Origin of the sequence: Methanobacterium congolense, assembly GCF_900095295.1 — an archaeon.
Taxonomy (GTDB): domain Archaea; phylum Methanobacteriota; class Methanobacteria; order Methanobacteriales; family Methanobacteriaceae; genus Methanobacterium_C; species Methanobacterium_C congolense.
In genome coordinates this window covers 1,103,569-1,116,038 of sequence record NZ_LT607756.1, presented here as the reverse complement: position 1 = coordinate 1,116,038, position 12,470 = coordinate 1,103,569, and the positions used below count along the sequence as shown (strand labels likewise).

Sequence of the window (12,470 nt, the reverse complement as noted above, 5' to 3'; positions counted from 1 at the left end):
ATCACACATCACCAGTATAAGCTCTTGAAACTATCTCCAATGATTCTTCAAGATTTTTATCGTTGCTAAAATCTTCCAGTATTCCCTTAAGCTCATTTTCACTGCAATTTTTAAGTTCCATAACTTCCTGAATGAGGTTTGGTAGCGCACGTACAACGTTGTCAACTATGGTTACAGTGGAGGTTGTTGCAGTTCTTGAAAGTGGGTTGAGATCAACCGTTACAACTGTTTTCCCATTTGCAACAAGCGCCTCTGCCCTGTCACCATCTTCAAGGGGTACCAGTACAACATCTGCACTGCAAACACCTTCAAGACTTGCCCTTGCCCTTGGACCTTCAAGACCCTCTATGATTCCTTTTTCCTCATTTTCTACGCCCAGAACCACTTTGGCACCAGCAGCTTTCAGTGCTTCTCCAACCTTTTCAACCCTGGAAGCTGTTCTGTAGAAGAGGTTTATCTCTACCTTTGCTCCAAGGGCTTCTGCAAGTTTCACGACCCATTCTGCTGCAAGGGCTGTTGTGTTACCGTTAACGGATATAACCGGATTTTCTGCAAGGAGAAGTGCCGCTGCACCTGCTCTTTCAGCTTTTCTGGCAGGTTCTGTTGTTTTTTCACCTATGAGGTAGTCGAATGCTTCACCACGGCCGTGGGCTATCATTCCAGAATCAGCTAGTATACCCTTCTTGTAGGCATCCACTATCCTTGCCCTTAACATGAGTGATTCGTATCTTGGATGATCTTTAGGTATCATATGTATCAACTATTGAATTTATTGTATATATTACTTATTAAATAAACTCCTTTTTTTAAAATAACCCTTTTAAGGGGAAATATTTTTATTTAAAATAATAATAAAATGATTTTTAATATTTAACCTGACAAGATATTAAAATAGTAATATAAGCGTAGATCCCATTTTATATGTGTATGCAAAGTAGACGTCAAAAAATGGATGGATTTAGAATTTTGTTTTTACCTTCTCTATTATGTTTGTGGGTTTGTTTCCAGTTAAATTCATGAACTTCTCTTCCAGCTTAACCTTCACAAAATCTCCTTCAACTGCTCCTATGCTGTTTTCCACCATGTAAATATCCGGTTTCACATTTGAACGAATATCATATTCGATCTTTACATAAGCAACGTTTTTACCTGCTTCTACTACCTCACCATAGGTGTAGTTTCTGTAGTACCTGATCCTGAATATCAGGAAAACAGCGGCCACCAGTATCAAGGCGAATATTAAAACCGTGAGGGATGGGAAGAACTGGAATGAGAATGCATTTACAAATGTAGAGTTGGTACCCACAACAACTAGAACCAATCCTATAACGATGTACATCAAAAAGAAGTCACGGTAGGCTGGAAAATCGTTGCTGTACATGAGTTTGATCCTTTTGTAGAGAAGGTAAACTACGTAGCCTACGGTTAAAATTCCCAGAATTCCATAGATGATTCCTGCTATGAAGTTGAATATGTAGAGTATTGAGAATATGATGAAAGCACCAGATAGTATTTGCAGTCTTAGGATGGTGTTTTCTTTTTCCTTATAATTGAAGCTTCCAGATATAAAGATAGTATCCTCTGAACCATCCATCTGCTTACTTAACTCCTCAATATCCTTTGGTATTTCAAGAGGTTCCTCAGATTCACCTTTTTTAGTGGTTATTTTGGATACTCTTTCTTCAATTTTTGTATTATCCCTGATCCGGTTGATATTTTCCTTGATGTTGTCTGTGTCAACTTTAGACTTGAAATCATCAGTTTTTATTGAACGAAGTTTCTCTGGAATCTTTGGTATTGCAAGAATAAGCATTCCCACAAAAGAAAAAACTTTTAAGATTATATCTCCGAATTTATTGAAGAAATTCATTTGTTAACCTTCTGATAATTTATAATCGTTGATTCATTGATATTATGTTAAATTTACTGTTACCACTTTTTCATTTTGCTTCCATTCCACCACAACAGTGTGCCAACCTGCAGATACAGAATTCAAATTTTGGGTGCTTAATTTTGAATCTGTGTCCCTTGTAATGACTTTATTTGTCTTGTCCCATAGAACCACCGTCATTGAGATGCCATCTGTACCTGTTGTGAAGTCCTTGTGCTTTGGGATGTAAACACTCAAGGTTCTTTTTGAACCGGGCCCATTTGCATACACTAGATCAGCTGCGTTTGCAATGGTATCTACAGCGTTCTTTGCATCTGATGATTGGGAAACATCACTACTTGCTTCTATAGAAGGTGTAATTACGTGAGTTAGCAGCATACCAAATACAAGTAGAACCACCAGAATCACAAGCAAATATTCCACAGAAACCTGTCCCTTAACGTCCATTTTTATCACATCTAAATCTATCATCTTACCACAATATAAATTTTGTTTTATAAATCCATGAAATAGGATTTTCATTTATATGATCGTGAAGAGAATCTTCTCAATTATAACAGCCAGATCTCCTATGAAAAGAGATATTAAAAGGCCTATTAAGATAGATGGGGCAAATGGAACTCCCCTCTTTATTCTGAGATTGTCTTCTATTTTTCCTTCCTTCAAAATATCCTTAAGATAGTCTATATCTTTCTTTTGAAGTCCAGCAGCCAGTGCTCCAACTACCAGTTTTCCCCTAGGACCAGAGAGCTTGCTGATATCACCGGTTTTTACAGCTTCTTTGGCTTTGCTGAAAAATCCTGTGTCATCGATTTGGATTTCTCCATCCAGTTCATACATGTTGTAAGCTGGTATCATTCCCTCCTTGAGTTGGCTGATCCTGTAATCATCCTGCAGTGCCTCCCTGCTCACACTGGTCAAAACCTTTCTCACTATGTTAACAAATGTTATTGAGACCAACAAAAAGCCAATACTTATCAGTGTAAGTTCTAATCGACTGTAAAGTGCAAAGGCCACTGCAACAGTTACAACAACTGCTTCCAATTTGTCTGGAAGTTTGGATATGACAATTATCAGAAGGATCGTTAAAATAAGAGACAAAATCATTGGGTAATCTATGAAAAGTCTTATTTCAAGAATTATTGCCGCTGCAGCTGTTATAACCAAGGATAATAATATGTTCTGTTTGTAATCTTTTTTGATTGGGGAGAGAAGTTCGTCCATGAGATGGGGTTTCCTTTTCATGGCTATGTAAAATATGAACATCAAAAGAAATGGAAGTATCGACAGTATACTGTTTATTATAACTGTCAGGGCAAAGGGATAGACTGCAAAAACAGGAAAACTCCATGAACCTATGTTGTAACTTACCATTGATACTGGAAATGGTAGAAGAGCTGCCAGTGCCGTGAACAGTTTAACATCTCCACCAGCCCAGGCACCGAACTTCCAGAACAGGTAACCCACTGCAAAGATGACTCCAGTGTAGATCACACCTAAAACAATGAACATTGGGTTGGAGGTCATGAAGGCATAAACACCGTTCAATAGAATTCCAATACCTATTAAAGGGAAGGTTAGTTTGTTTTTAATAACACCTTCTTTTATATCAGAGTAACTCGCATAAACACATGCTAATATTGCTATAACTGCACAGATAAATGGGATGGTTGTTATCATAAAAATCATTGTTTTTAATTTGTATTTATCATCACTTTTAACTAAAAATCAAATTTAAGGATGGAAAAATCTTTAAATATTGATAAAAAGTTTTTAAGAGGTGAATCTTAAATTTTTTAATATTAAATCATAATTCAACTTGTCCTGAATGAATCTAAACATTCTTAGCCTTTTTTTTGTCAATAGCAGCTTTTATAAATGATCTGAATATTGGATGTGCATTGTTTGGCCTTGATTTAAATTCAGGGTGGAATTGACAGCCTAAAAACCAGGGGTGGTCTGGAAGTTCCACTATTTCAACAAGGAAATTATCAGGAGATGTTCCTGAAATTACAAGGCCCTTATCTTCAAGAAGCTGTCTGTAATCATTGTTGAATTCGTATCTGTGCCTGTGCCTTTCTGAAACGAGATCCTCCTTGTAGGCTTCATGTGCAAGGGTTCCTTCCTTGAGTTTGCAGGGGTATGCACCCAGTCTCATGGTTCCTCCCATGTTCTTTATCTGCTTCTGTTCAAGCATGATATCTATAACTGGATGTTTGGCGTTTTCATTAAACTCGGTACTGTTTGCCCCTTCAAATCCGTTCATTCGTGCAAATTCTATTACCATGCACTGCATTCCAAGGCATATTCCAAATAGAGGTATCTGATTCTCTATGGAGTGCCTGACTGCATCGAGTTTTCCTGAAATTCCCCTTTCACCGAAACCACCTGGTATGAGGAGGGCATCAACGTCACGGATCCTATCGGGGTTAAGGGATTCCTCAGCTTTTATCCATTCAATATCCACTTTAACACCATGATGGGCTGCAGCATGTTTGAGAGATTCCCTGATACTGATGTAGGCATCTTCAAGTTCAACGTACTTTCCAACTATACCCACAGTGACCTTGAAATCGTCTTTCTTGAGGGAATCAACTATCCTGCTCCATTCGTAGAGGTCAGGTTTTCTTGCTTCCATTTTCAACCTTTTGAGTATGTAATCCCCTACATTTTCCCTGTTGAGGTTCAATGGAACCTCGTATATGGAATGGGCATCAGGTGCATTTACAACTGCCTTCACATCAACATCACAGAAGTGGGCTATTTTTTCCTTCAGGTGATTGTCTATTGGAAGTTCAGACCTGCATATTATCACATCGGGAGTTATACCTGTGCTTCTGAGTTCCTTGGTACTGTGCTGTGTTGGTTTGGTCTTGAATTCACCGGCAGCACGCAGATACGGCACGTATGTTACATGGACGAACATGACGTTTTCAGGTCCCTCCTCATTTCTGAGCTGACGAAGGGCTTCAAGGAAAGGCTGGCTTTCTATGTCACCAACGGTTCCACCAACCTCCACCATGACAACCTCTGCCTGAGTTTCATTTGCAATTTTACGTACCATAGATTTTATTTCATCTGTTATGTGTGGAATGATCTGGACACATGACCCCAGGTAACTTCCCTTTCTCTCCTTTTTGATAACAGAACTGTAAACCTTTCCGGTTGTTATGTTGGATTCTCCTGAAAGGTTGACATCCAGAAATCTTTCGTAATGGCCAAGATCAAGGTCAGTTTCCATACCATCTTCCGTTACAAAGACTTCACCGTGCTGGTATGGGTTCAATGTTCCTGAATCCCAGTTCAGATATGGATCTATTTTTATTGCAGTTACATCCACACCGTATGACCTCAATATTCTTCCAATCGATGCAGATGATATTCCTTTTCCTATTGAACTTACAACACCGCCGGTTACAACTATATACTTTGACAGATACACCCTCTCCTTAAAAATATTTTCCTTTAAACTTCGTTATCATTAAAAAGTATCATTTGGATTACAATCTTAATCCTTGATGTTAATTTGTAAATTTTTTATTAAAGAACACATTAACTAAAATATTTTGTTTCAGCTATTAAATAAATATTGACATTGGATCAATAATATGTGGTTTCCATTGATTCTTCAAAAATTAGGCAAACCACTGATAAAATAAATGAAAATTGGATACAATCCTCATTTTAAAGCTCAACTTTTACCTGCGTATTTGATGAAATGTTCCATGAACCTGTAACCATCAATTAACCCTTGAGAACCTTTTTTAGCAGATTCTTCATCATAATACTCTGTTTCATCTGCCTCGGCCAGTGTTGAGAACATCGCATATGGAACTGGATCCATTGTGTGGGTTTTAACGTGTACAGGTGTTGGATGATCAGGTAAAACTGCAACTGCATGTTCACCAAAGTCTGGAAGCTTTTTCAGGAGCTTTCCAATGATCCGTTTATCAATACGTTCCATTGCCTTCATCTTCTCAGGGAGATCACCGGCATGTCCTGCCTCGTCAGGTGCCTCAACATGAACGAAAACAATATCATGGGTTTTAAGTGCTTCAAGTGCGTATTCAGCCTTTCCACAGTAATCTGTATCGTAGTAGCCCGTTGCACCAGGCACATAAATATTGGTGAGGCCAGTGTAAACACCCAACCCCTTTATGAGGTCCACTCCTGTGATGGTGGCTCCTTTCAGACCATATTTCTCCTTGAATGATGGCATTTCTGGTTTGACTCCCTGTCCCCAGAGCCATATCATGTTTGCAGGGTTTTTACCCTCCTGAACACGTTTCTGATTGATTGGATGATTCGTTAGTACCTCCTTGGATCTGTGCATTATTCCATTTAAGATCTCTGCATTTTTGGTTTCTGCAGGTTTCAGGAGGTTTGATTCAACTGGTTCTCCAACAACATCATGGGGAGGTGTTGATACAAGATCTGCAGCACTTTTCTCATGGAAGAGGAAAAGGTGTCTGTAGCTTGTTCCAAGGTAGAATTCACCGTAACCTGGGAACTTGTGGTTCAGAGCCTCTATTAGCTGGGAGCTTTCCTCTGTACTTATGTGTCCTGCGTTGAAATCTTCAAGAATTCCATCCCTTTCAGTTATGAAGTTGCACCTGAATGCAACATCACCTTCCTTAAGTTCTGCACCAATACTGGGAGCTTCAAGTGGACCCCTACCAGTGTAGTATTCCTTGGGATTGTATCCCATTATTGAAAGGTTTGCAACATCAGAACCTGGCCCCATTCCATCAGGCACAGTTTTAAGCATTCCACTAACACCCTTTGATGCTATGTAATCCATGTTGGGTGTTCTGGCACTTTGAAGTGGAGTTTTACCATCCAACTCTTCAAGGGGATAATCCGCCATCCCATCTCCTATCACAACAACGTATTTCATTTTAAAATCCTCTTTATAAATGTTGTAAAATTTATTTCATTAAACGAATTCCATTCATTGTTTTTATTAAAAAAAATTTTCTGTTAAAATTTTTATGTTAGATACCTTTTTATGTATTTTTTATGTTAAATTACATTCATTGAACATTATTATATCTAAAGAACACTCTTTTGAAGTTTTAATAATAAAAAAAGAGTTGATTTTTATGTTGATCTTAAAAAAGATAAATTATTTGGATTTCCAGATGCTTATGAGGTCACTTAAGATTGCTGATGCTGTTTCAACTGATCCTGCACCTTTACCCACAACCGTTACATCATCTGCAAGGTCTGTTTTGAGTGTTGCAACGTTCAGGGTTCCATCAACAGCAAAGGGTGATCCCTTACAAACCAGGCGTGGTGAAACTTCAAGTGAGTCTTCTGATATTTCACCCACGAGTTTTATGAGGTAACCATCCTTCTTGGCCAGGGCTATTGATTCAGGGGTTATTCCAGATATTCCTCTTACCTCAACATCATCGTATGAAACATCCATTCCCATTATGGAATTTGCAAGTATAACAACCTTACATGCTGCATCGATTCCCTCAACATCCTGAGTTGGGTTTGTTTCAGCTATTCCAAGCTCCTGGGATTCCTGGAGTATTTTTTCGTAGGATGTTCCTTCCTTTGCCATCCTTGAAAGTATGTAGTTGGTTGTGCCGTTCAGGATTCCAAGAACTGAGTTTATATCACAGCCTGCAAGGGTTTCATGTGCGAAGTTCAGTATGGGCATGGCGCCACCTACAGATGCCTCAAATTTAAACTGAACACCATTGGATTCAGCTGAATCTGCAAGTTCCCTGAAGCAAAGGGCAAGGGGTCCCTTGTTGGAGGTTACAACATCTTTTTTCTGGTTGAAAGCCTTTAATATGTGGGTTTTTGCTGGTTCCCCATCGTCTATGTTGGTTGGTGTGACTTCAATAAGGCAGTCGTAGTCAACATCATCCATGACATCAACACCTGAAACACTTGGAACTCCATGTTCAGGGTATTCAGATACTTTGCCTTTTTTGATCTTCGTTTCAAGAAGCAGATCAGGATCGAGACCTTCCTGGCATACCGCAGCTCCTGATGTGTCTGTAACAGCCACCAGATTGAGGTTCAATCCATATTTTGCCTTTATCTTGTCTCTTTTTGTGGAAAATACCCTTGCGACTCCCTGTCCAACTGCTCCAAATCCAAGCATAACAATCTTCATTAAATGCCTCCAAATTAGAAGTTAAATAACTTAATTCATATTAAACGCTGATGATTTTCGTTATAATCAGGTTAAACTTCATTGATAACTAAAAATCCCTTTGAACTTCCAATGTCTTTTATCAATTTCATTACATCCCTCTTCTTACCATAATCTGCTTCAACTATTATTTTTGATGCAGATTCCTCTGGATGATCCGACATCTTCAGGTCCAGGTCTGCAACGCGTACACCCTCTTCTCTGTTGAGGAGTGCAACCGTTTCATTGAGATCCTGTTCAACCAGGTTCCCGATTATAACCGTTGTGATCTTTTCCTTCCTCACAACACCGTCAACCTCAATTATCTGAATATCCTGTGATTCTAAAGTTCTTATAACCATTTTAAGTGTTTCTTTATCCCCTTCTATGGTTATGTGAACTGGTACTGTTCCACGTTCTGTTTTCACATCACGCTGGTGTATTACAGCAACTATGTTGGCTCCAAGTTTTCCTATGGGTTCCAGTGCATCTAAAAGTTGACCTGGAACATCCAGGAGTTCCAGTACAAGGTTAAGTCTCATTTTTTATCCCCAACCATTTAACTTCAATTAAAAATTTGTTAACGTTCCATAATTTGTTAACATTTCATTGAATTCTTATAATCAAACTTTATAATCCCAAATTTCATGGAAATTATTTAACCCATTTTCCTTTTTCAGCTATTAAATTGCCTTTTTCATCTAAATGAGCATTTCTAAGGATTTTTTCAGGGTTTTTGTCCTCAGCTTCATCTTCACGTGATAGGTTAACGTTGTCCACTATGTAGTATGTTTCTTCAAGTTCAGGGATGTCCTGAAGTTCCTTTGAAAATTTTTCCAGTATTTTTTCTGCTTCCTTCTCTATCTTCAAATTATATTCCCCCAAATTCTAAAAAGATGCTCAAAATTATAACACATCATTAACTTCAGATAGTAACAATTAAATTTAATTGAGAAATTATGATTAAATCAGGTCTGTGGGCGTGGAGCCTAAAGATCTTTCAAGTTTATTTTTATAGGTCTCATCATTTAAAACCTTCTTTACCAGAATTTTATGAATACCTGAACCGTACTGTGCTGCTTTCTTTGGGCGTTTAACTATGTCATCCATGACACCAATATCTGCTGCAACTTCCCTTAATATTGATTTACGGAGTTTATCATCTTTCCCATCTATTTTGTACTTCATTGGTATCTGCATTGCAAGATCAACAACTTCAATGTCAAGGAAGGGAACCCTGAGCTCCACACTGTTTTTCATTGTAACTGAATCATCCCTCTGAAGGTTCACATGGTAAAGGTTGAGAACATCGTTTTTAAGGTCTTCCTGAGCTTTTTCTCCCTTTTCATGGTAGAACTGGAGGTAACGGTTGTAGCCTCCAAAGAGTTCGTCTGCACCCTGCCCTGAAAGCATGACCTTCAAACCACTGGCATGTGCCATCTCAGATGTAAGGTAGGAGGGCATTCCCACACCTAACTTCATGATGTTGAACTCTTCAATGGCATTTAACACAAGCTCTGTGTAACCTCGAACCAGTGTCTCATCAACTGTTTTGATGTGAAGTGAAAGTGACATATGTGCTGCTGCTTTTTTTGCAAACTTTACATCCTGTGAATTTTTATTGCCCACTGTGTAAAGTTCAGTTTCCACTCCCATGTCCTTGCAGATCTTTGCAAGGATGGTGCTGTCAACACCACCGGAAAATATTATCCCAACCCTTGAGAGTCCTTCTATCCTCTTTTCAACAGATTTTATCAGTGCACATTTCAATCGGGTTCTTAATTCTTCCTTTTTCAATTCTTCCCTGAGAGGTTCACTGGATTTTGAACTTGGATTACTTTTAATTTCCTGAGAATTTAGACTGCTCTCGATTCTGTTGGGATCTAGGTTGATTCTGCTGCCTATTTCAACAGGCTTTCCATTTAGGAGAATTTCATCTGGAGCAAGGGTTTCAACCCTTTCAATTCCAATTTTCCACAGGGCCTTTCTCTCAGATGCAAATGCAGATACCTCACTGTTCTGCCCGTAATAGAGTGGTTTAACACCCAGAGGGTCCCTCACCACCACACAGTCCCTTCCATCGTAGACTGCAAATGCATAATCACCATCAAGATGTTCAATAGTTTTTTTAACAGCTTCTAAAAGAGGATTTTCAATCTTGGTGTTGTAGAACTTTTTTACAAGGTGCAAAATGACTTCACAATCAGAATCTGTTGTAAATTCTCCATCCCAATCTTTTTTAAGATTTTTATAATTGTAGATTTCACCGTTGCAGACAAGGATGAATCCATCAGTTTCAAGGGGCTGAACAACCTCTGATCCAACGATTGAAAGCAAGTTATGGCCCAGTGCAAAGGAACCATCAGGAATTTTAAGGCTGTTTAAATTGCCCTTGATGATGTTACCATTTACAAAAACACCGGATCCATCAGGACCCCTGTGTTTTAAGCTTTGAAGCATCACCTTAAGGCTTTGACCTTTGAAATTTCCATTTAAGCCCACTATTGCACACATAATTATCATTTACTCATAAATTCAATGTTAAATAGCCAATATTTAGTTTTAAAAGATTATCTGGTTTAAAAAGAGTTAATATTTAAATGTTTATGTTCTTTACCTTTAGTGCAACGTTTTTTTCAAGGATAACTAAAATTCTTAGAATTATTTTTAGTTATAATCCATTCTTTTAATTCTTAATTAAATAAAAAAAACCTTTGGGCTCAGGCTCAACCTATCCACAGGGGTGTGAACCATCCTTTGCTTCTGAACCCATGCAGGCATTACAGTTTAGGGGTATGTTGTCTTTTTCCTTGTGGAGCTGGCACACTATCTCTTCAGTTTTAACCTTTCGGCAGACATCACATATTCTGGAGATTATACCACTCTGATCCAGTTTTCCATCCATTAAATCCTTTGCAAACTCCTTTATGAGTTCCTGAGTTTCATCGTTGAACTTGATTCCATGACCCCTTTTATCACTTATGTACTGGGATACTGCAGGCTGGGTTATATCCAGAAGTTCTGATATTTCTTTTTGTTTCATTCCCAGGTTCAGAAGTTCCTTGGCAAGTTCTGACCTTATTGTGGGAATGACGTACCATACAACTATTTCACATGGTGGTCTCATTTTGATCACATCTTCAATTGATTAGATTTAAATTCTATAATTCATTTTCTGCAATTCTTTTTACAATCCTATTTTTAAATAAAGTTTAATTTAAATTAATATATTCTAATATAAGGCCACTTTTAATTTTATTCAGGAGTTTTACCAATAAAATATAGTTTATGCTGATTAACCCTCATTCAATAAAATTTGGTAACCTCAATTTTTTTATGAGTTTCTATGATCCTATTTTTTATGATCTAATACTCTTAACAATTGTTTATTTAAATGTTGTTTTTAAAGTATCTATAATTTGGGATACATTCCAATCTTTCAATTTTTAAGGTGCAAATAAATTGATTATTTACATTAAAAACTCTTTTAAATTGTTCAAATTTTTTTTATAGTTTTTTTAGTTATTCAAAGGAGGTTTTATCTAAATTGAAGTTTTTTTTATAATTTTTCTTATATTATTTGCTTTAAAATTTTATCTTTTCTTTTCAAAGCTTAGATTTTGATTAGTTTAAATTTTAACAGTTAGAAAAATAGTGTTTATAAAATGGAAATTTTATGAAGCGAAAAAGTTTTTATGAAGTTGAAAAAAATTAAATTCCTGCTCCCTCTGAAAATATCTCTTCTATCTCTGATTTCTTGGTCAGGAAACCATTGACCTTCAGTACATCTGAGGATATTCCCAGTTCATTTATCTGTCTTTCAAGTTCGTCCTGGCGCTGCATCAGAAGGTTTATAACCTCTGCAACTGGATCCGGGAGTTTTCCATGATCGAGGTCAATGGCACATTTACGTTTTTCAGGCACGATCCTTCCAGGTATTCCAACGATTGTGGAACTTGGTGGGGCCGACTTGAGTACAACTGAACCTGCACCTATCTTTGAGCAGTCCCCTATTTCTATGTCCCCAATTACCTTGGCACCGGAGCCTATAACAACACCATTACCAATGGTTGGGTGTCTTTTCTTCTTTTCAAGGCTCGTTCCTCCTAGAACAACACCCTGATATATGAGTACGTCATCACCTACTTCTGCTGTTTCCCCAACAACAACACCCATCCCATGGTCTATGAAGACTCTTCGCCCTATTGTGGCTCCGGGATGTATTTCAATACCCGTTAATAATCTGTTGATGGCTGATATGAAACGTCCCATAAGCAGATGATTGCGAATCCAGAACCAGCTTGCAAGTCTATGTAACCATATTGCATGTAACCCTGGGTAGCAGAGTATGACTTCAACTTTGTTCCTGGCTGCAGGGTCTCTGCAGAAAACAGTTTTTATATCTTCTTTTAAACCATCAAACAT

At 37.9% G+C, this 12,470-nt stretch carries 12 protein-coding genes; all 12 read right to left on the bottom strand.

Features of this window, described 5'->3' with window-relative positions:
• Position 1: 1 nt before the first annotated feature.
• The 12 genes from MCBB_RS05300 to cysE all read right to left on the bottom strand — a co-directional run bounded on the left by MCBB_RS05300 (position 2) and on the right by cysE (position 12,470).
• Positions 2 to 751, bottom strand: coding sequence for a 4-phosphopantoate--beta-alanine ligase (locus MCBB_RS05300; RefSeq protein ID WP_071906774.1), 750 nt, complete (start codon positions 749 to 751; stop codon positions 2 to 4).
• A 207-nt stretch (positions 752 to 958) separates the two neighbouring features.
• Positions 959 to 1,870 (bottom strand): DUF2101 family protein, encoded by a 912-nt coding sequence (locus MCBB_RS05295; protein WP_071906773.1) that lies wholly within the window; start codon positions 1,868 to 1,870, stop codon positions 959 to 961.
• 42 nt (positions 1,871 to 1,912) lie between these two features.
• A complete protein-coding gene (locus MCBB_RS05290; protein ID WP_084789832.1) occupies positions 1,913 to 2,362 on the bottom strand; it encodes a hypothetical protein in 450 nt (149 codons plus the stop codon).
• Positions 2,363 to 2,413: 51 nt separating this feature from the next.
• Positions 2,414 to 3,571: an A24 family peptidase C-terminal domain-containing protein gene (locus MCBB_RS05285; protein WP_231916418.1), complete on the bottom strand. Its 1,158-nt coding sequence runs from the start codon at positions 3,569 to 3,571 to the stop codon at positions 2,414 to 2,416.
• 154 nt (positions 3,572 to 3,725) lie between these two features.
• On the bottom strand, positions 3,726 to 5,327 hold the full coding sequence (locus MCBB_RS05280) for a CTP synthase (RefSeq protein WP_071908008.1): 1,602 nt from the start codon (positions 5,325 to 5,327) through the stop codon (positions 3,726 to 3,728).
• Between the two features lie 255 nt (positions 5,328 to 5,582).
• Positions 5,583 to 6,788 carry a cofactor-independent phosphoglycerate mutase gene (locus MCBB_RS05275; RefSeq protein WP_071906771.1) on the bottom strand — a complete coding sequence of 402 codons (1,206 nt, stop codon included), beginning with the start codon at positions 6,786 to 6,788 and terminating at the stop codon, positions 5,583 to 5,585.
• A gap of 228 nt (positions 6,789 to 7,016) precedes the next feature.
• Positions 7,017 to 8,027 (bottom strand): homoserine dehydrogenase, encoded by a 1,011-nt coding sequence (locus MCBB_RS05270; protein ID WP_071906770.1) that lies wholly within the window; start codon positions 8,025 to 8,027, stop codon positions 7,017 to 7,019.
• Positions 8,028 to 8,098: 71 nt separating this feature from the next.
• Positions 8,099 to 8,587, bottom strand: coding sequence for an amino acid-binding protein (locus MCBB_RS05265; RefSeq protein ID WP_071906769.1), 489 nt, complete (start codon positions 8,585 to 8,587; stop codon positions 8,099 to 8,101).
• Positions 8,588 to 8,699: 112 nt separating this feature from the next.
• Positions 8,700 to 8,915, bottom strand: coding sequence for an Asp-tRNA(Asn) amidotransferase subunit GatC (gene gatC, locus MCBB_RS05260; protein WP_071906768.1), 216 nt, complete (start codon positions 8,913 to 8,915; stop codon positions 8,700 to 8,702).
• A 93-nt stretch (positions 8,916 to 9,008) separates the two neighbouring features.
• Positions 9,009 to 10,568, bottom strand: a complete 1,560-nt coding sequence (gene asnB, locus MCBB_RS05255) for an asparagine synthase (glutamine-hydrolyzing) (RefSeq protein ID WP_231916417.1) — start codon at positions 10,566 to 10,568, stop codon at positions 9,009 to 9,011.
• A gap of 208 nt (positions 10,569 to 10,776) precedes the next feature.
• Entirely contained in the window at positions 10,777 to 11,172 is a 396-nt protein-coding gene (locus MCBB_RS05250; RefSeq protein WP_071906766.1) for a transcriptional regulator, read from the bottom strand.
• Between the two features lie 584 nt (positions 11,173 to 11,756).
• Entirely contained in the window at positions 11,757 to 12,470 is a 714-nt protein-coding gene (gene cysE, locus MCBB_RS05245) for a serine O-acetyltransferase (protein ID WP_071906765.1), read from the bottom strand.

Bases quoted from the DNA above. Each gene is read 5' to 3' on its own strand.
- MCBB_RS05300 (WP_071906774.1), bottom strand. From the start codon at position 751: ATGATACCTAAAGATCATCCAAGATACGAATCACTCATGTTAAGGGCA.
- MCBB_RS05295 (WP_071906773.1), bottom strand. From the start codon at position 1,870: ATGAATTTCTTCAATAAATTCGGAGATATAATCTTAAAAGTTTTTTCT.
- MCBB_RS05290 (WP_084789832.1), bottom strand. From the start codon at position 2,362: ATGATAGATTTAGATGTGATAAAAATGGACGTTAAGGGACAGGTTTCT.
- MCBB_RS05285 (WP_231916418.1), bottom strand. From the start codon at position 3,571: ATGATAACAACCATCCCATTTATCTGTGCAGTTATAGCAATATTAGCA.
- MCBB_RS05275 (WP_071906771.1), bottom strand. From the start codon at position 6,788: ATGAAATACGTTGTTGTGATAGGAGATGGGATGGCGGATTATCCCCTT.
- MCBB_RS05270 (WP_071906770.1), bottom strand. From the start codon at position 8,027: ATGAAGATTGTTATGCTTGGATTTGGAGCAGTTGGACAGGGAGTCGCA.
- MCBB_RS05265 (WP_071906769.1), bottom strand. From the start codon at position 8,587: ATGAGACTTAACCTTGTACTGGAACTCCTGGATGTTCCAGGTCAACTT.
- asnB (WP_231916417.1), bottom strand. From the start codon at position 10,568: ATGATAATTATGTGTGCAATAGTGGGCTTAAATGGAAATTTCAAAGGT.
- MCBB_RS05250 (WP_071906766.1), bottom strand. From the start codon at position 11,172: ATGAGACCACCATGTGAAATAGTTGTATGGTACGTCATTCCCACAATA.
- cysE (WP_071906765.1), bottom strand. From the start codon at position 12,470: ATGTTTGATGGTTTAAAAGAAGATATAAAAACTGTTTTCTGCAGAGAC.